At 73.8% G+C, this 18,395-nt stretch carries 12 protein-coding genes; 10 read left to right on the plus strand and 2 right to left on the minus strand.

The window, feature by feature from the left end; genetic code table 11:
* Window positions 1-12: 12 nt before the first annotated feature.
* The 5 genes from AB0M80_RS28000 to AB0M80_RS28020 are packed head-to-tail and all read left to right on the plus strand — an operon-like array spanning window position 13 to window position 12,138.
* Entirely contained in the window at window positions 13-1,764 is a 1,752-nt protein-coding gene (locus tag AB0M80_RS28000) for a fatty acyl-AMP ligase (protein ID WP_364570918.1), read from the plus strand.
* Complete coding sequence (locus tag AB0M80_RS28005; protein WP_364570919.1) at window positions 1,761-8,336, plus strand: beta-ketoacyl synthase N-terminal-like domain-containing protein; 6,576 nt, start codon at window positions 1,761-1,763, stop codon at window positions 8,334-8,336. Before AB0M80_RS28000 ends, AB0M80_RS28005 begins: the two co-directional genes overlap by 4 nt.
* Entirely contained in the window at window positions 8,336-9,913 is a 1,578-nt protein-coding gene (locus tag AB0M80_RS28010; protein WP_364570921.1) for an acyl-CoA carboxylase subunit beta, read from the plus strand. The genes AB0M80_RS28005 and AB0M80_RS28010 overlap by 1 nt, the downstream gene beginning before the upstream one ends.
* A gap of 9 nt (window positions 9,914-9,922) precedes the next feature.
* Window positions 9,923-10,900, plus strand: a complete 978-nt coding sequence (locus AB0M80_RS28015; RefSeq protein ID WP_364570923.1) for an alpha/beta hydrolase family protein — start codon at window positions 9,923-9,925, stop codon at window positions 10,898-10,900.
* 29 nt (window positions 10,901-10,929) lie between these two features.
* Window positions 10,930-12,138 (plus strand): lipase family protein, encoded by a 1,209-nt coding sequence (locus AB0M80_RS28020; protein ID WP_364570925.1) that lies wholly within the window; start codon window positions 10,930-10,932, stop codon window positions 12,136-12,138.
* Window positions 12,139-12,208: 70 nt separating this feature from the next.
* Here the strand turns inward: AB0M80_RS28020 and AB0M80_RS28025 are convergent, their stop codons facing one another.
* Together AB0M80_RS28025 and AB0M80_RS28030 are read right to left on the minus strand one after the other, a co-directional pair.
* Window positions 12,209-12,868, minus strand: coding sequence for a cutinase family protein (locus AB0M80_RS28025; RefSeq protein ID WP_364570927.1), 660 nt, complete (start codon window positions 12,866-12,868; stop codon window positions 12,209-12,211).
* A gap of 178 nt (window positions 12,869-13,046) precedes the next feature.
* Window positions 13,047-13,724 (minus strand): TetR/AcrR family transcriptional regulator, encoded by a 678-nt coding sequence (locus tag AB0M80_RS28030; RefSeq protein WP_364570929.1) that lies wholly within the window; start codon window positions 13,722-13,724, stop codon window positions 13,047-13,049.
* Between the two features lie 79 nt (window positions 13,725-13,803).
* On the opposite strand from AB0M80_RS28030, the gene AB0M80_RS28035 reads away from it, so the two are divergent.
* The 5 genes from AB0M80_RS28035 to AB0M80_RS28055 all read left to right on the plus strand — a co-directional run bounded on the left by AB0M80_RS28035 (window position 13,804) and on the right by AB0M80_RS28055 (window position 18,331).
* Window positions 13,804-15,018, plus strand: coding sequence for a helix-turn-helix domain-containing protein (locus AB0M80_RS28035; RefSeq protein ID WP_364570931.1), 1,215 nt, complete (start codon window positions 13,804-13,806; stop codon window positions 15,016-15,018).
* Window positions 15,019-15,095: 77 nt separating this feature from the next.
* A complete protein-coding gene (locus AB0M80_RS28040; RefSeq protein WP_364570933.1) occupies window positions 15,096-15,863 on the plus strand; it encodes an SDR family oxidoreductase in 768 nt (255 codons plus the stop codon).
* Entirely contained in the window at window positions 15,860-16,738 is an 879-nt protein-coding gene (locus AB0M80_RS28045; RefSeq protein WP_364570935.1) for an SDR family oxidoreductase, read from the plus strand. The genes AB0M80_RS28040 and AB0M80_RS28045 overlap by 4 nt, the downstream gene beginning before the upstream one ends.
* A complete protein-coding gene (locus AB0M80_RS28050; protein WP_364570937.1) occupies window positions 16,738-17,478 on the plus strand; it encodes an enoyl-CoA hydratase family protein in 741 nt (246 codons plus the stop codon). Before AB0M80_RS28045 ends, AB0M80_RS28050 begins: the two co-directional genes overlap by 1 nt.
* Window positions 17,468-18,331, plus strand: a complete 864-nt coding sequence (locus AB0M80_RS28055) for a CoA-transferase (protein WP_364570939.1) — start codon at window positions 17,468-17,470, stop codon at window positions 18,329-18,331. Before AB0M80_RS28050 ends, AB0M80_RS28055 begins: the two co-directional genes overlap by 11 nt.
* Window positions 18,332-18,395 lie beyond the last annotated feature (64 nt).

Here is an 18,395-nt window from a genome sequence, read left to right on the forward strand (position 1 = left end):
CTGCGAGGAGCCATGGAAACCATTTCCCAGCCGGTTCTCTTCACCGGTGCCCCCGAAACCGACGGCGAGTCCTTCGCGACCCTGCTGGGTCAGTGGGCGCGCCGCCTCGGCGACCGGATCGCCGTGACCCACCTCGACCACCGCGACGGCGCGGACGGCTCGGCGGTCACGCTCACCTGGCGCGAGCTCGACGAGCGGGTCGAGGCGGTCGCGGCCCGGGTGTCCGAAGTGGCCGGTCCGGGAGCACGGGCGGCGGTGCTGGCCGGGCAGTCCGCCGACTACGTCGTCGCCTTCCTCGGCGCACTCCGGGCCGGGCTGGTCGCCGTGCCGTTGTTCGCGCCCGGCCTGCCCGGGCACGAGGGCCGGCTGGCCGCGGCGCTCGCCGACTGCGGCCCGCGCGTCGTGCTGACCACGGCCGGGGAACGCGACGTGGTCACCCGGTTCCTCGCCGGTACGCCGGTCGATCCGGCCGTGCTCGCGGTCGACGTCGTGCCCCGGGTCGCGCCCGGGAAGCACGACTGGCCGAAGCCGGCCCCCGACGCCCCGGCGTACCTGCAGTACACGTCGGGGTCCACGCGCTCGCCCGCCGGGGTCGTGCTGACCCACCGCAACGTGCTCGCCAACGCCCGCCAGGCGTGTGCCGCCTACGGCGCCGAGAGCGGGACCACGTCGGCGGTCAGCTGGCTGCCGCTGTTCCACGACATGGGACTCGTCCTCGGCATCGGCGCGCCCATGGCCGGCGGCCTGTCCTCGGTCCTGATGGACCCCCTGGCGTTCCTCGAACGGCCCGCGCGCTGGCTGCGCGCGCTCTCGGCCAGTCCCGGCGCGATCAGCGCGGCCCCCAACTTCGCCTACGCCTACTGCGCTTCGCGGGTGAGCGAGGCCGACAAGATCTACCTGGAGCTGAGCCGGGTCGTCGCGCTGATCAACGGCAGCGAGCCGGTGCTGCCGGCCACGATCGCGAAGTTCCAGGACGCCTTCGCCGAATGCGGGCTGCGGCCGGAGGTCCACCGGTCCTCCTACGGCCTGGCCGAGGCCACGGTGCTGGTTTCCGTCACGGACGCGGGGAAACCGCCCCGGCAGGTGACGTTCGACCGGGCCCGGCTCGCCGCCGGGTACGCCGTGCCGGCCACCGCGAGCACCGCCGCCACGACGCTCGTCTCGTGCGGCCGCCCGGTCGGCCAGCGGGTGCGGATCGCCGACCCGGTGACGGGGGAGCCCGCCGAACCGGGCGAGGTCGGCGAAATCCGGGTCAGCGGCCCGAACGTCGGCCGCGGCTACTGGGGACGAGCCGAAGCGTCGGCGGCGACCTTCGGCCTGCCCCCGCTCGATCCGGACACCGGCGAGGGCTGGCTGGCGACCGGCGACCTCGGCGTGGTCTTCGACGGCGAGCTGTTCGTGACCGGCCGCCTGAAGGACCTCGTCGTCGTCGACGGCCGCAACCACTACCCGCAGGACATCGAACAGACCGTGGAGGAACACCCGGCCGTCCGGCCGCACTCGGCGGCGGCCTTCGCGATCGACGGCGGCGACGGGGAAGCCGCGGTCGTCGTCCTGGAACGCGCGAAAGACACCGAAGCCGACGTCGCCGCGGCGATGACCGCGCTGCGGGCGGCGGTGTCGGCCGGGCACGGCCTGCGCCTGCACGACGTCGTCTTCCTGGCCCCCGGCGAGGTGCCCCGCACCTCCAGCGGCAAGATCAGCAGGGCCCGGTGCCGGAAGTCCTACCTGGACGGTGCGCTCACCGCGCGGCGGCTCGGATGAGCGCCCCGGACGCCGCGGCGATCCGCGCCTGGCTGACCGCCCGGATCGGCGAGGTCGACCCCGACCGGCCGCTGCACGAGACCGGGCTGTCCTCCCGGGACGCGACGAGCCTGGCCGCCGACCTCGGCCGGTTCGTCGGCCGTCCGCTCGCGCCGACCCTGGTGTGGCAGTACCCGACGATCACCGCGCTCGCCGATCACTTGTCCACCGTGGATTCCGAGCCGGCGTACGTGCCGCTGCGGGAAGACGGGGAGCCGATCGCGGTCGTCGGTCTCGGCTGCCGGCTGCCGGGCGGCATCGAGTCCCCGGAGGCCTTCTGGCGCTTCCTCGACTCCGGCGGCGAAGGTATCGGCGAGGTCCCCGAAGGCCGCTGGGAGACGTTCGCCCCGGCCGACGACCTCGCCGGCGTGCCCTCGCGCGGCGGGTTCCTCGACGACGTCGCCGGGTTCGACGCGGGGTTCTTCGGCATCACCCCGCGCGAGGCCGAGGCGATGGACCCGCAGCAGCGCATCCTCCTGGAGGTCTTCTGGGCGGCGCTGGAGCACGCCGGGATCCCGCCGTCGACGTTGCGCGGCACCCGGACCGGCGTGTTCGTCGGGCTGTCGGCGACCGAGTACGGCTCCCTGACGATGACCGACGTCGCGGGCGTCGACGTCTGGTCCGGGACCGGCGCCGCGGCGAGCATCGCCGCGAACCGGCTGTCGTACCTGCTCGACCTGCGCGGCCCCAGCCTCACCCTCGACACCGCGTGCTCCTCGTCGCTGGTCGCGGTGCACCAGGCGGTGCAGAGCCTGCGCCGCGGCGAGAGCGAGACCGCGCTCGTCGCCGGGGTGAACGTCCTGCTCTCACCCGGCATCACCGCCGGGTTCCACCGGGCGGGGGTCCTGGCCGCGGACGGCCGCTGCAAGCCGTTCGACGCCGGTGCCGACGGGATCGCCCGCGGCGAAGGCTGCGGCGTCGTCGTGCTCAGGCCGCTGCGGGCGGCCCGGCGGGCCGGGGACCGGGTGCTGGCGCTGATCCGCGGCAGCGCGGTGAACTCCGACGGCCGCTCCAACGGCCTGACGGCCCCCAACCCGGACGCCCAGGCCGCCCTGCTGCGCGACGCGTACGCCACGGCCGGCGTCGAACCGTCCTCTGTGGACTACGTCGAGGCGCACGGGACCGGGACGCCGCTGGGTGATCCGCTGGAGGCGGGCGCGCTGGCGGCGGTGCTCGGGGCCGGGCGCTCCCCGGATCGGCCGTTGCTGCTCGGCTCGGTCAAGAGCAACCTGGGCCACCTCGAAGGCGCGGCCGGGATCACCGGGCTGCTCAAGGTCGTGCTGGCCATGACGCACCGCCGGCTGCCGCCCAGCCTGCACTTCCGCACGCCGAACCCGCACATCGACTTCAGCGGGTTGCGGGTGGTCGCGGCGGGCACGGACTGGCCGCGCTATTGCGGGACGGCGCGGGCCGGGGTGTCGGCGTTCGGGTTCGGGGGCACCAACGCCCACGTCGTGCTCGAAGAGTGGCCGGCGGCGTCGTTCCCGCCCCGCGGCGGTGACCCGGACGGCCCGCAGGTGTTCGCGCTCTCGGCCCGGTCGACGGAGGTGCTGCGGGCGCGGGCGGCCGAGCTGGCGGACTGGCTCGAAGCCCGCGAGGCGCCGCTCGACGCGGTCGCGGCGACGCTGGCGCACCGGCGCGAGCACTTGCCGGTACGCGGAGCGGTGGTCGGCGCGAGCCGGGGCGAAGTGGTCGAGGCGCTGCGCTCGCTGACCGCCGGTGTCGAACGCCCCCATGTGGCCTTCGGTGCTCCTCCCGTGCCCCCACCACCACCCTCGACGGAGGCGCCTCGCGCCGCAGTGCCGATCAACGCACCCCAGGTCACCCCGGGGCGTTCGGAGGTCGTCTTCGTCTTCTCGGGTTACGGCTCGCAATGGTCCGGGATGGGCCGCCGGCTCCTGCGCTCCGAGCCCGCCTTCCGCGCCGAGATCGACGGCCTCGACCCCGTCTTCCGCGCCGAAGCCGGGTTTTCGCTGCGCGAAGCCCTCGAACACGAACTCCCCGACCTCGCCGCGACCCAGCTCGCCCTGTTCGGGATGCAGCTCGCCTTGGCGGCCCTGTGGCGGGCGCACGGCGTCGTCCCCGCCGCCGTGCTCGGGCACTCGATGGGCGAGGTCGCCGCCGCGGTCGTCGCCGGAGCGCTGGATGTCGCTGCTGGCCTGAAGGTGATGGCGGCCCGGGCGCGGCTGCTCGCCGAACTCGACGGACGCGGTGGCGGGGCGATGGCCCTCGTCGAACTCTCCCCGGCCGAACTCGCCGAGTTCCCGGACGTCACGATCGCTGTTTACGCGTCACCGACCCAGTGCACCATCAGCGGGGCCGCCGACCGGGTCGAGGCCGTGGTCACGCACGCCGAAGGCCTCGGCAGGCTCGCCCGGCGGCTGCCGGTCGGGGGCGCCGGGCACTCCGCCGCCGTCGAGCCGGTGCTCGGCCCGTTCCGCGCCGCGGTGGCCGGGCTGGGGTCCGGAACGCCGGAAATCCGGTGTTACAGCAGCGTTCTCGACGATCCGCGGGAGACGCCCGCCTTCGACGTCGAGTACTGGGCGGCGAACCTGCGCCGTCCGGTGCGGTTCAGCCAGGCCCTGGCCGCGGCGGCGGCCGACGGGCACACCGTCTTCGTCGAGATCTCGCCGCACCCGGTGGCGCTGGCCGCGATCGAGCAGTCCGGCGCGCTCGGCCTGCCGTCGGCGAGCCGCCGGATCGACGAGCGGACGGCGTTCCTGACCAGCCTCGCCCGGCTGCACGTGCTCGGCCGGCCCGGGGTGCTGGCCGCCCGCCCGCAGACGCCGCCGGTCGAGCTGCCCGGCCCGGTCTGGCGGCACGAGCGCTTCTGGCCCCGCCGGACCGTCCGCACCGGCGGCGCCCACCCGCTGCTGGGCGTGCACATCGAAGATCCCGGCGGCGGCCACCTGTGGCGCGCCGACATCGGCACCGGCGTGTTGCCGTGGCTGGCCGACCACACCGTGCGGGCCGCCCCGGTGTTCCCGGCCACCGGCTTCCTCGAGCTCGCACTCGCCGCGGCCGGCCCCCGCGGCCGCGTCCACGACCTCGAGCTGCAGGAGGTCCTCCCGCTCGCCGAACACACGGAGGTGACCACGAGTCTCCGCGGGACCGAGCTGAGCGTGCACACGAGATCGGCGCACGGCCAGTGGGTCCGGCACGCCACCGCGCGGATCGGCACCGGCGGCACGCCGTCAGAGCCGTTCGGGGAGACCGCCGGGGACCCCGTGGACGTCTACCGGGCGCTGGCCGAGCTGGGCCAGTCCTACGGCCCGGCCTTCCGCGGCCTGCGCCGGGTGATCGCCGCTCCCGGCCGCGCGTCGGCGTCGATCGCGCTGCCCGCGGCGGACCATCCCGCGTACGTGCTGCACCCCGCGCTCGCCGACGCCTGCCTGCACGCGCTGGCCGCGGCCGTCGGCGAGGCGGACGCCCTCTACCTGCCGCTCAGCGTGGGCGAGGTCGTCGTCGCCGGCGACCCGCGCCGCGGCGTGCGGGTGGACGCCGTCCTCGGCCCGGCCGAGGAGTCCGGTGACGGCGTGCTCGGCAGCGTCCAGCTGGTCGACGCGGACGGCGGCGTCCTCGTCGAGTTCCGCGACGTCTACTGCCGCCGGTACCGCGACGCGGCCCTGGCGCGGCTGCTGTTCGAGGCGGCGTGGCAGCCGTCCGGGCTGCCCGCCGCGCCGGAGCGGGCGCACCGCTGGATCGTGCTGTCCGACGCCGACGTCAGCCGGGACTTCGCGGGCGACGACGTCCGGACCGCTCGCCTCGGCGACCGGGCCGAGCTGGCGAAGCTGCTGCGCGACGGGGAACCGACCGCGGTGCTCGCCTTGCTCGGCGGCGCCGCCGAGCCCGATCCGGCGCGGGGTGCGCGGCTGGTCGAGACGCTGACCGGGGTCGTCGCCGAACTGGCCGAACTGCCGGTGGCGCCGCGGTTGTGGCTGGTGAGCGCCGGAGGGCACAGCGTCGAGCCCGGGGAGCGGGGGGACCCCGCCTTGGCCGCGCTGCGCGGGCTCGTGCGCGTGCTCGCCTTCGAGCACCCCGAACTCCGGGTGAGCCAGGTCGACGTCGGCGCGGACCCGGCCCGGCTGCGGGACGAGGTCCGCGCGGACGGGCCGGACGACGAGATCGCCTGGCGCGGCAACGTGCGGTACACGCGGCGCCTGGCCCGCCCGGACCTCGGCGACCCCGTGCGCGAGCCGGTCCGCGACGGCGCCTACGTCATCACCGGCGGCCTCGGCGGTCTCGGCTTGGCGGCGGCGAAGTGGCTGGCGGGCCGGGGCGCGACGCGGCTGGTGCTGAACGGCAGGCACGCCGCCGACCCCGGACTGGGCGGCGACGTGCGGGTGGTGCCCGGCGACATCGCCGCGCCGGGCACGGCCGAAGCCCTGGTCGCGGCGGCCGTCGAAGGAGGCGTGCCGCTACGCGGGGTGCTGCATGCCGCCGGTGTCCTGGCCGACGGCGCCGCGATCAGCCTGGGCCCCGACGCGCTCGACGCCGTCTGGCGGCCGAAGGCGCTGGGTGCCTGGCGGCTGCACGAAGCGACCGCCGGGCACGACCTCGACTGGTGGCTGGTGTACTCGTCGGCGGCCGCACTGTTCGGGTCGCCCGGTCAGGCCGCGTACGCCACCGCGAACGCGTGGGCCGACGCCCTGGTCGCGTGGCGCCGGGCCCAGGGCCTCCCGGCGGCGACGATCGGCTGGGGCGCCTGGGGCGAGGTGGGTGCCGCGGCCGGTTCGGTCAACCCGGTGCTCGACCCGCTCGGCACCGAGGAAGCGCTCACGGCGTTGGACGTCGTGCTGGCCCGCGACCGCGCGGCGACCGGCGTCGCCCGTGTGGATTCCGCGGCGGTGCTGGAACTGTTCCCGCGGCTGGGAGAGCGGCCGTTCTTCGCGCTCTTCGCGCCGCGGGCCGGATCGTCTGCTTGGGACGGTTTGGCCGCGCTGCGCGATGGCTCGCCGGCGGACGCCCGCGCCGCGATCGCCGACCACCTGGCCGGGCTCGTCGCGGACCTGCTGGGCTTGCCCGAAGTCGAGCGGGACGTACCGCTCACCCGGCTCGGCCTGGACTCGCTGTCGGCGATGCGAGCCCGGGGCGCGGTGGAACGCGACTTCGGTCTGCCGCTGCCGATCCCGCTGCTGCTGCGCGGGGCCAGCCTGGCCGAGCTCGCCGGGCACCTCGCCGAGCAGGCCGGTTTCGGGCCGGCCGCGCCCGTTGCCGCCGGGCCGGGGGACCCTGCGTCGCAGGCCGGTTCCGGGTCCGCTGCGCCGGTCGCCGGGCCGCCGGGCTCCGTTGCGCGGGCCGGTCTCGGGTCGGCCGCGCCGGTCGTCACCGGGCCGGGGGGCCCTGCGTCGCAGGCCGGTTCCGGGTCCGCTGCTCCGGTCGCCGCCGGGCCGCCGGGCTCCGTTGCGCGGGTCGGTCTCGGGTCGGCTGCTCCGGTCGTCACCGGGCCGCCGGGCTCCGTTGCGCGGGTCGGTCTCGGGTCGGCCACTCCGGTCGTCACCGGGCCGCGGGATCCCGCCGAACGCTGGGTCGCCCGGCACTGGCGGGCCGTCCTGGGCGGCCCCGAACCCGGCGTCCACGACCACTTCTTCGCCGTTGGCGGCGATCCCGCGCGGGCCCGGCAACTGCGGTCCGCCTTCGCCGAGCACCTCACCGCCGTCCCCGGCACCGACCGGCTGTTCGCGACCCCCACCGTCGCCGCGATGGCCGATCTGCTGCGCGCCGAGCTCGAAGGTCACGGCGGTGGCCCGGTGCGGCTGCTGCGCGACGGCGTCGCCGGCGATCCCGTGTTCCTGTTCCACCCGGCGGGCGGCACGGCGAACGTGTACCGCGAGCTCGCCCGGCTGCTCCCCGAAGGGCCGCCGGTGTACGCGCTCGAACGCCTCGACGACGAGGACACCGTCGAGGGCAAGGCGGCCCGGTACGCCGAGCTGGTCCGCGAAATCCAGCCCCACGGCCCGCACCGGCTGGGCGGCTGGTCGTTCGGCGGCTGCCTGGCGTACGAGACGGCGCGCCGCCTGGGTGGTGCCGGACTGGTGTTCCTGATCGACACGATCCTGCCGCTGCCCGCGCCGGGGAAGCCGGCCGAAGAGCTGCTGCTGGACCGCTTCGACCGGTTCGCCGACCACGTCTCGCGGACGTACGGCGTGTCGTTCGAGCTGCCCCGCGCCGAGCTGGCGCAGCTGGCCGAGGACGCCCAGATCCGCTGGGTCTTCGACAAGCTGACCGAGCAGGTGCCGGACATGGGCGCCGGTGTCCTGAAGCACCAGTACGAGTCCTATGTGGACGCCCGGGTCGCCGAGCGGTACACACCCGGCCGCTACGACGGGCGCGTGGTCCTGCTGCGCGCCCGGGACCCGCACCCGCTCACCACGTCGCTGGACCCGCGGTACCTGCGCACCGACGACACCCTCGGCTGGGACCGGTACTGCGGCGCGCTCGAAGTGGTGCGGGTCCCGGGCGACCACGTGTCGATGATCGACCCGCCGCACGTGGCGGTGCTGGCCGAGCGGCTCGGGACGGTGGTGCGGTGATGGACGAGCTGACCCCGACCACGGCGTTCCGGATCGCCGATCTCGCCGCGAGGCAGGACGAAGCCGTGCGGATCGCCGAGAAGCGGGCCGTCGACCGGCAGCACGCCAAGGGCAAGCTGACCGCGCGCGAGCGGATCGGGCTGCTGCTGGACCCCGGCTCCTTCGTGGAGCTCGACCAGTTCGCGCGGCACCGGTGCGCCGAGTTCGGGATGGACGCCAACCGCCCGTGGGGCGACGGCATCGTCACCGGGCACGGCACCGTCGACGGACGGCAGATCTGCGTGTTCTCCCAGGACTTCAGCGTTTTCGGCGGCAGCCTGGGCGAGGTCTCCGGCGAAAAGGTCCTCAAGCTGATGGACCTGGCCATGACCATCGGCTGCCCGGTCGTCGGGATCAACGACTCCGGTGGCGCCCGGATCCAGGAAGGCGTCGTCTCGCTGGCCTACTACGCCGAACTCGGCCGCCGCACCGCCCACGCCTCCGGCGTCATCCCGCAGATCTCGATGATCATGGGCCCGTGCGCCGGCGGTGCGGTCTACGCGCCGGCGATCACCGACTTCACCGTGATGGTCGAGGAGACGTCGCACATGTTCGTCACCGGCCCGGACGTCGTGCACACCGTCACCGGCGAGCGCGTCACCGCGCAGGAGCTCGGCGGTGCGGCCGTCCAGAGCGAGGTCGCCGGCAACGCCCACCACCGCGCCGCCGACGAACAGGACGCGCTCGACTGGGTGCGGACGCTGCTCGGGTACCTGCCCGCGAACAACCTCGACCCCGGTCCGGAGTACGCCGACGACACCAGCCCCGGGCTGACGGCCGCCGACCTGGAGCTCGACCGGCTGGTGCCCGATTCGCCGCACCAGACCTACGACATGGCCGAGCTGATCGTCCGGCTGGTCGACGACGGCGAGTTCACCGAGGTGCACAGCGCCTTCGCCCCCAACATCATCTGCGCCTTCGCCCGGGTGCAGGGCCGCACGGTCGGCGTCGTGGCGAACCAGCCGCGGCACCAGGCCGGCGTGCTCGACATCGACGCGTCGGAGAAGGCCGCGCGGTTCGTGCGCTTCTGCGACGCCTTCTCGATCCCGCTGCTCACCCTGGCCGACGTCCCCGGCTACCTGCCGGGCACCGACCAGGAACGCGGCGGGATCATCCGCCGCGGCGCCAAGCTGATCTACGCCTATTCCGAGGCGACGGTGCCGAAGGTGACGGTGGTGGTCCGCAAGGCCTACGGCGGTGGCTACGCGGTGATGGGCTCCAAGCACCTCGGCGCCGACGCCGTGCTGGCCTGGCCCACCGCGGAGATCGCGGTGATGGGCGCCGAGGGCGCGGTGCGGGTGCTCTACCGGCGCGAGCTGGCCGCACTGCCGCCGGACGAGCGGGCAGCGGCCCACCGGCGGCTCACCGACGAGTACCGCAAGCGTCACGGCGGCCCGTACCTGGCCGCCGAACGCGGTTACGTCGACCAGGTCGTCACGCCGTCGCAGACCCGCCTGCAGGTGGCGCGGGCCTTGCGGGTGCTGCGCACGAAACGCCAGAGCCTCCCGGCCAGGAAACACGGAAACATTCCCCTCTGAGGAGTTCTCATGAAACGGATCGCCTTGCTGGCGCTTTCCGTCGTCCTCCTGCTCGCCGGTGGTGGTGTGGCGCCCGCCCAGGCGAGCCCGGCCGTGGCCGACGACGGCGCGAAGGTCGTGCGGGAAACCTGGCTGGACGCCCGGACCGTCGACCTGGAGGTCGATTCCCCGGCGCTGGGCACCACCGGGATGGTGCGGCTGATCGTGCCGTCCGGCTGGGCGGCGCAGCCGACGCGGACCTGGCCCGTGCTGTACCTGCTGCACGGCTGCTGCGAACCGGTCGACTACCGGTCGTGGGACCAGTTCACCGACGTCAAGGCGTTCACCGCGGCCAAGGACGCTCTCGTCGTGATGCCGACGGACGGCCCGGCGGGGATGTACACGAAGTGGTGGAACCTCGGCCTGAAGAACACTCCCGACTGGGAGACGTTCCACACCGCCGAAGTGCGCCAGATCGTCGAACGCGGATATCGCGGCGGCACCCGCCGCGCGGTCGCCGGGCTGTCGATCGGCGGGTACGGCGCGCTCGCGTACGCGTTCAAGCACCCGGGGATGTTCGGCGCGGCCGCGTCCTACAGCGGCGTGCCGAACATCCTGTCCGCCGGCGCCCCGCTGTTCATCAAGGGAATCCTGGCCCGGGCCGGGATCTTCACCTACCTCGACCTCTGGGGCAGCGACCTGCTGATGCGGCCGATGTGGTCGGCGAACAACCCCTACGACCACGTCGAGCAGCTGCGCGGCACCGCGCTCTACATCTCCTGCGGCAACGGGCAGACCGGGCCGCTCGACCAGCCGGGGCAGACCCCCGACATCTTCGAGCCACCGGCGCTGCTGTCGACCCGCAGCTTCACCGATCGCCTGCAGGCCGCCGGCATCCCGGCGACCGTCGACTTCTACGGGCCGGGCACCCACAGCTGGCCGTACTGGCAGCGGGCCCTGCACCAGTCCTGGCCGGTCCTGGCCGGCGCGCTGGGCCTCCCGGCCTGAGCGCATTCCTTTCCCCGATGGAGGTTGTGGTGAAGCATGCTCGTTGTCGCGCCGTGCTTTCGGCGCTCTTGACCTGCTGCCTGGTGGCGCTGGGGGTAGCGGCCGCGAGTCCGCCCGCCGGCGCGGCGCCCCTGCTGCCCGGACCGTTCGACGACTCGTTCTACACCCCGCCGTCCCCGCTGCCGGCCGGGAAACCGGGTGACGTCCTGCGCTGGCGCCCCTCGGTGCCGCTGCTGAACGCGCTCAACGCCGACGCGTGGCAGGTCATGTACCTGTCGACCAACGCTCAGGGCCGTCCGAACGCGGTGACCGGGACCATCCTCGTGCCGAAGGGCGTGGACCCGGCCAAGGCGCCGATCGTGGGCTACGCCGTCGGCACGCAGGGCCCGGCGTTCAAGTGCACGGCGTCCAAGGCGATGGAGCGGGGCACGCTCTACGACCAGCCCGCCATCAACGACTCGCTCTCCAGCGGCTACGCGGTCGCGGTGACCGACTACGAGGGCTACTCGCCGTCGACCGTGCCCACCTACATCACCGGGCAGTCCATGGGGCCCGCCGTGATCGACTCGGTGCGGGCGGCGCAGGACCTTCCGCTCGCCCGGCTCTCGAAGAGCGCCAAGGTGATCTTCCAGGGGTACTCGCAGGGGGGCGGCGGATCGATGTGGGCCGGCGAGAAGCAGCCGGCGTACGCGCCCGAGCTGAACGTCGTCGGCGTCGTCGCGGGCGGCGTGCCCGCCGACCTGACCGAGGTCGCCAAGGGCCTCGACGGGTACATCGGCTTCGGGTTCCTCGCCTTCGCCGCCATCGGGCTCGATGCGGCGTACCCGGACCTGAGGCTGGATTCGTTCCTCAACGACACCGGGCGTCAGCAGCTGGCCGACGCGAAGAAGAACGCGTGCACCGCGGAACTGCTGCTGAACTATTCGTTCAAGAAGATCGCCGATTTCACGACGACGAACCCGCTGGGCACCCCGCAGTGGCAAGCCCGGCTGGCGCAGAACAAGCTGGGCGCGAACCCGCCGCGGGTGCCGGTGTTCCAGTACCACGCGAGCGTCGACGAGATCGTCAACACCCCGCAAGCGGAGACGCTGCACCGGGCGTACTGCGCGGCCGGGGTGCGCGAGCAGTGGACCACCTACCTGGCCGAACACGCCATCGGGATCCTCGCCGGCAACGCCGACGCGCACCAGTGGATCGTCAAGCGGTTCAACGGCGAACCGGCCCCGGCCAACTGCTGAGCAGGGCCGTGAACGCCACCTTGAGAGACGTCCAGTCCCTCAAGGTGGCATTCACGGCGGTTCGGCGGGGTCAGACCTTGCCCGCGACGAAGTTGGCCGCGTCGTTGGCTTCGCCGCCGTAGCTCAGGTGGGCCAGGATGTTCGTGCCGAGCGGCTGGCAGACCGGGTCGCCGAAGGCGCAGTAGTCCTTGGTGCGGCTCTGGTAGGTGCCGGTGACCGAGCGGCCGATCGCGCGGATCGGGTTGCCGAACAGCAGGATGGCCGCGATCCGGGGCGCGAGGTCCGCCGGGATGGTCGCGACGATCGGGCCGCCGACGACGGCGCCGGCGCTGCTGATGCCGATCGAGTTGTCGACGACGTTGGCGCCCTGGGAGTAGCCGGCCAGGATGAACCGCTGCGACGGACAGGCCGCGGCCTGCGTCCGCACGTGGTTGACCAGGTCGGTGTTGCCGCGCTGCACCGAGGCGGGCTGGCCGAGGTCGGCCGGGTAGTTCACGCCGTAGCTGCTCACCGACCGGGGCCGCAGCCGGTTCTGCACCGCCTGGAAGACGGGCTGGCCGACGATGAGGCCCAGCGAGCCGGGTTCGCCCGTGCCGCGGGCCACCGCGACGTCGATGTCGGTGCACGGCGCGGCCGAGGCCACCGGCGCGGCGGCCACGGTGAGACCGGCGACGGCGAGGCCGACCGCGGTCGCGGCGGAAAGCAGGCGGTTTTTGGGGACACGAATCATGGCTGATCACACCTCGTTGTGGGAAAAGGGGGTCGGCAAGCGCTTTCCGTGGGGGGCGGAAAGGACTGCGGCGCTTGCGGTAACGGCAGCGTCGCAGTGGTCGCCGAACCCGGCAAGAGGCGGTTTCCCGGCGCGCCGGGAATTGTTCAGCCGGTGACAAACAGTCCGGAGTGGATGCTCAGGTGGCGCACTGCCCGGCCGGCTGCGGGTGGTCGACGCGGTCCAGCAGCACGGGGTCGAGGCCGCGCAACGCGGCCATGACGAACCCGGTGGCCAGTTCGCCCGCGGCGATCGGGTCGAGGCCGGGGGAGTGGGAGACGTGCATCGCGGCCCGCCCGACGAGGCCGACCATCATCGCCGCGAGCAGGTCCGCGCCCGGGCCGACCGGCCGGCCGTGGGCGATGAGGTGCTCGCGGATCTGGCCGACCACGTGCGTGGCGATGCTGTCGGCCAGCGCGCGGCGCTCGTTCGACATCTCGTCGACGGCCGAGTCGAACAGCAGCCGGAAACTCTCCGGGTGGGCGCCGGCGTAGCCGAACATGGCCATCACCGAAAGCCGGACCCGGTCCTCCAGCGGGCGCGCGCTCGCCGTTTCGTAGGCCCGGATCACCCAGTCCCGCAACGCGCCGACCTCCCGGGTGACGGTCGCGCGGAAAAGGGCCGCTTTGTCGCCGAAATGCGCGTAGAGGGTGGGCTTGGTGGAATCGGCGCGGTCTGCGATCAGCCCCATGGTGGCCTGCGCGAACCCCCGCTCGGCGAACACGGCGCGGGCGGCGTCGAGCAGTTCGTCGTCGGTGGGCCGGGCGGCCGGGCTGCGGCGAGCGCTGGATCGATCAGGGGAACTCTGCCGGCTCATGGAGGTGTACTCTACGGTCTCCCTGCTTTACTGTCCGGTAAAGCTTGCTCCGTCGCCGTCCCCGGTGGAGGAAACCCTGGTGTCCCGCGACAGTGCTCGGCAACCCGTCCCGGTTCCCCGGGACGCCGGAGAAGAAGTGCTGCGGCGCAAGGAATTGGCCGTGCTGATGCGGCCGGCCCTGCCGGCGCTGACCGACTGGATCGTCCGGGAGGTGCTGCGGGCGGTCCCGGTCTACGCCCGGCCCGGGGACGGTTCGTACGCCCGCGTGGCCCGGCACGGCGTCGAGTGCGCCGTCGCGCTCTTCGTGGACCTCGTCGAGGATCCGCTGGCCTCGCGCGACCGGCTGTACGAGACGTGCCGCCAGCTCGGCGCGGGCGAGGCCCGCGAGGGCCGGACCCTCGACGACCTGCAGGCCGCCTACCGCGTGGGCACCCGCGTCGGCTGGCGCTGGATCATGCGGCTGGGCCGGCGGCACCGGCTCTCCTCCGCGGTGATGGCGCAGCTGGCCGAGATGCTGTTCGGCTACGCCGACGAGCTCGCCCGGATGTCGAGCCGGGGGCACCGCGAAGCGTGGGCGGAGATCGAGGGCACCCGGGCGGGACTGCGGCGGCGCCTGCTGCGGCTCCTGACCGGCCCCGGCACCATCCCGGACGCGGTCCTCGCCGAACTCGCGTCGGCGGCGGGCTGGCCGGTGCCGCGCGAGGTCGCGGCGGTCGCCGCCGAGACGACGGTGAGCACCTCGTGGGGATCCGACGTCCTCGCCGACCTCGACCCGCCGCAGCCGTACCTGCTGCTGCCCGCCCCGGTGGACGCGCGGACCCTGACCCGGGTCGGCACGCGCGTCGCGGTCGGGCCGCCGACGGAGCTCGGCGCGGCGGCGCATTCCCTGCGCTGGGCGCGCACCGCACTGCGCCTGGTGGCGGACGGCGCGCTGCCGGACGCCCCCGTGACGTGGTGCACGGACCACCTGACCGAGCTGTGGCTGCTGTCGGACTCGCCGCTGGCGGAGCAGGTCGCCCGGCAGGAACTCGCCCCGCTCGCGCAGTTCCCGGAGCGGACGCGCCGCCGGCTGGGCGAGACCCTGCTGTCCTGGCTGCAGAACGGCGGCAACTCCGAGAAGATCGCGGTGGCCCTTTCGGTGCACCCGCAGACGGTCCGCTACCGGGTGCGCCAGCTGAAGCAGGCGTTCGGTGATCGCCTCGACGACCCCGACGCGCGGTTCGCCATGCAGGCCGCGCTGCGGGCTTCCGGGCTGCAGGTCGCCCGCACCGAGTTCCCCTCGTCCGAACCGTAGCCCGCTCCGCGGCGCACCGCCGGCCTTGTCCAAAGCGAGAACATGTTCTAGTTTTGGACGGGGAAGGTGGTGTGCCGGTGAAAACCGATCTGGGGCTGGCCGGCGCCGTGGTGCTGGTCACCGGCGGCGTCCGCGGCGTGGGCCGCGGCATCACCGGCGTGTTCCTCGCCCACGGCGCCCGGGTCGTCGTCTGCGCGCGGCGTGAGGCGCCCACCGCGGCGGAGTTCGTCCGGTGCGACGTCCGCGACGAGGACCAGGTGGCCGCGCTGGTCGAGGGGATCGCCGAGCGGCACGGGCGCCTCGACGTCGTCGTCAACAACGCCGGTGGGGCACCGTACGTGTCGGCGGCGGCGGCGTCGCCGCGGCTGCACGACAAGATCGTGCAGCTCAACCTGCTCGCGCCGCTGCTGGTCGCGCAGCACGCCAACGCGGTGATGCAGCGTCAGGATTCCGGCGGCTCGATCGTGATGATCTCCAGCGTGAGCGGCACTCGCGCGTCGCCCGGCACGGCGGCCTACGGCGCGGCGAAGGCCGGGCTGGACAACCTGACCGCGAGCCTGGCGGTCGAGTGGGCGCCGAAGGTGCGGGTGAACGCGCTCGACGTCGGGATGGTGCGGACCGAGCAGGCGCACCTGCACTACGGCAGCGAGGCCGCGGTCGAGGCGGTCGGCAAGACCGTGCCGCTGGGCCGGCTGGCCGAGCCGGAAGAGGTGGGCTCGTGCGCCGCGTTCCTCGCCTCGTCAATGGCTTCCTACGTCTCCGGCGCGACGCTGCGCGTGCACGGCGGGGGTGAGGTCCCGGCGTTCCTCGCCGCGGCCGACGTCAACCATCGGGAGGATTCGTGAGCGGGTTGGGCCAGGACCGGGTGGTCGTGGTGACCGGCGCCGGCCGCGGCATCGGGCGGGCGCACGCGCTGGCGTTCGCGGCCGAGGGCGCGTCGGTGGTGGTGAACGACCTGGAGGAGGGCGTGACCGCAGATGTCGTCGCGGAGATCGAGGCGCTCGGCGGGAAGGCGGTGGCCACCACGGCCGACGTCGCCGACTGGGCCGGGGCGAAGGAGCTGATCGGCACCGCGGTGGCGCGCTTCGGCCGCTTGGACGTGCTGGTCAACAACGCGGGGTTCGTCCGGGACCGGATGCTGGTCAACCTCGCCGAGGACGAGTGGGACGCGGTGGTTCGGGTGCACCTCAAAGGTCACTTCGCGCCTCTGCGGCACGCGGCCGAACACTGGCGGGCCGAGGCCAAAGCGGGCCGGATGCCGAGTGCCCGGGTGATCAACACGAGTTCGGGTGCCGGGTTGCTGGGCAGCGCGGGGCAGGTCAACTACTCGGCGGCGAAGGCGGGTATCGCGGGGTTGACGGTGGTGGCGGCCGCGGAACTCGCCCGCTACGGCGTCACCGTCAACGCGATCGCGCCGGCGGCGCGGACCCGGATGACCGAGGCGGTGTTCGCGTCGATGGCGCGTCCGGACACCGGCTTCGACGCGATGGCGCCGGAGAACGTCTCGCCGCTGGTCGTGTGGCTGGGCAGCGCGGAATCCGGGCACGTCACCGGCCGCGTCTTCGAGGTCGAGGGCGGCAAGGTTTCCCTGGCGCAGGGCTGGCGGCACGGCCCGGCCGTGGACAAGGGCGAGCGTTGGGACCCGGCGGAACTCGGCGCGGTGGTCAAGGAACTGCTCGAGCGCGCGCCCGAGCCCGAACCCGTCTACGGAGCGAGCTGATGGGCATCCTGACCAAGCGCGACGGCCACGTCGAGGTCGTCACCGTCGACTTCCCGCCGGTGAACGCGCTGCCCGTGCAGGGGTGGTTCGACCTCGCCGACGCGCTCACGCAGGCGGGCCGCGACCCCGAGGTGCACGTGGTGATCCTCCGCGCGGAAGGCCGCGGGTTCAACGCGGGCGTGGACATCAAGGAAATCCAGCGCAGCGCCGGTTACGACGCCCTGGTCGGCGCGAACCGGGGCTGCTACGCGGCTTTCGCCGCGGTCTACGACTGCGCGGTACCGGTCGTCGCCGCCGTGCACGGCTTCTGCCTCGGCGGCGGGATCGGCCTGGTCGGCAACGCCGACGTCGTCATCGCCTCCGACGACGCCACCTTCGGCGTCCCGGAAGTCGAACGCGGCGCGTTGGGAGCCGCGACGCACCTGGCCCGGCTGGTGCCGCAGCACCTCATGCGCACCCTCTACTTCACGGCGCGGAAGATCACCGCCGCCGAGCTGCACACGCACGGCTCGGTCTACCAGGTCGTGCCGCGCGCGGAACTCGACGAGGCGGCCATGGACGTCGCCCGGGACATCGCGAAGAAGGACCCGCGGGTCATCCGGGCGGCGAAAGAGGCGTTGAACGGCATCGACCCCCAGCAGGTGCACCGCAGCTACCGGTTCGAGCAGGGCTTCACCTTCGAGCTCAACCTGCTCGGCGCGTCCGACGAAGCCCGCGAGGAGTTCTTGAATGGCCGATAAGCGCACGACCGCCGACGAGGTGGCGGCGGAGCTGAAGGACGGCATGAACATCGGCATCGGCGGCTGGGGATCGCGGCGCAAGCCGATGGCACTGGTCCGGGCGATCCTCCGCACCCCGGTGCAGGACCTCACGGTCGTGTCCTACGGCGGCCCGGACGTCGGCCTGCTGTGCGCGGCGGGCAAGGTGAAGCGGGTCGTGTTCGGGTTCGTCACCCTGGATTCCCTCCCGTTCGATCCGTGGTTCGGCCGTGCCCGCGAGACCGGGGCCATCGAGGTCACCGAGTACGACGAGGGCATGTTCGGCACGGCGTTGTCGGCGGCGATGCAGCGGCTTCCGTTCCTGCCGACCCGCGCCGGACTCGGCTCGGAAGTCATGCGCGCCAACCCCGGTCTCCGGACCGTGCGCTCGCCGTACGCGGACGGCGAGGAACTCGTCGCGGTGCCGGCGCAGCACCTGGACGTGGCGCTGGTGCACCTCAACCGCGCCGATGCCCGCGGCAACGCCCAGTACCTCGGCCCGGACCCGTACTTCGACGAGCTGTTCGGTCTGGCCGCGGAGAGGTGCTTCGTGTCGGTGGAGAAGGTCGTCGAGACCGCCGAGCTGACCGCGGGCGGGCCGGTGCAGTCGCTGCTGCTCACCCGCGGTGCCGTCGACGGGGTCGTGGAGGCGCCGCGGGGCGCGCACTTCACCACGGCGGTGCCGGACTACGGCCGGGACGAACGCTTCCAGCGCCACTACGCGGCGTGCGCGAAGGACGTGGAGGCCTGGCCGGGCTTCGTGGACCGGTTCCTGTCGGGGGACGAGCGCAGCTATCTGTCCGAAGTGGACAAATTCGAGGCGGAGGCGGCATGAGTGAGCCCGCGAACGAATCATTCAACACTGCGCTTTCCGCTCAGGCCGCGCCGAGCGTCAGCGA

It is taken from the genome of Amycolatopsis sp. NPDC051045 (genome assembly GCF_040682955.1).
GTDB lineage: Bacteria > Actinomycetota > Actinomycetes > Mycobacteriales > Pseudonocardiaceae > Amycolatopsis.

Bases quoted from the DNA above. Each gene is read 5' to 3' on its own strand.
- AB0M80_RS28000 (WP_364570918.1), top strand. From the start codon at position 13: ATGGAAACCATTTCCCAGCCGGTTCTCTTCACCGGTGCCCCCGAAACC.
- AB0M80_RS28005 (WP_364570919.1), top strand. From the start codon at position 1,761: ATGAGCGCCCCGGACGCCGCGGCGATCCGCGCCTGGCTGACCGCCCGG.
- AB0M80_RS28010 (WP_364570921.1), top strand. From the start codon at position 8,336: ATGGACGAGCTGACCCCGACCACGGCGTTCCGGATCGCCGATCTCGCC.
- AB0M80_RS28015 (WP_364570923.1), top strand. From the start codon at position 9,923: ATGAAACGGATCGCCTTGCTGGCGCTTTCCGTCGTCCTCCTGCTCGCC.
- AB0M80_RS28025 (WP_364570927.1), bottom strand. From the start codon at position 12,868: ATGATTCGTGTCCCCAAAAACCGCCTGCTTTCCGCCGCGACCGCGGTC.
- AB0M80_RS28030 (WP_364570929.1), bottom strand. From the start codon at position 13,724: ATGAGCCGGCAGAGTTCCCCTGATCGATCCAGCGCTCGCCGCAGCCCG.
- AB0M80_RS28050 (WP_364570937.1), top strand. From the start codon at position 16,738: ATGGGCATCCTGACCAAGCGCGACGGCCACGTCGAGGTCGTCACCGTC.
- AB0M80_RS28055 (WP_364570939.1), top strand. From the start codon at position 17,468: ATGGCCGATAAGCGCACGACCGCCGACGAGGTGGCGGCGGAGCTGAAG.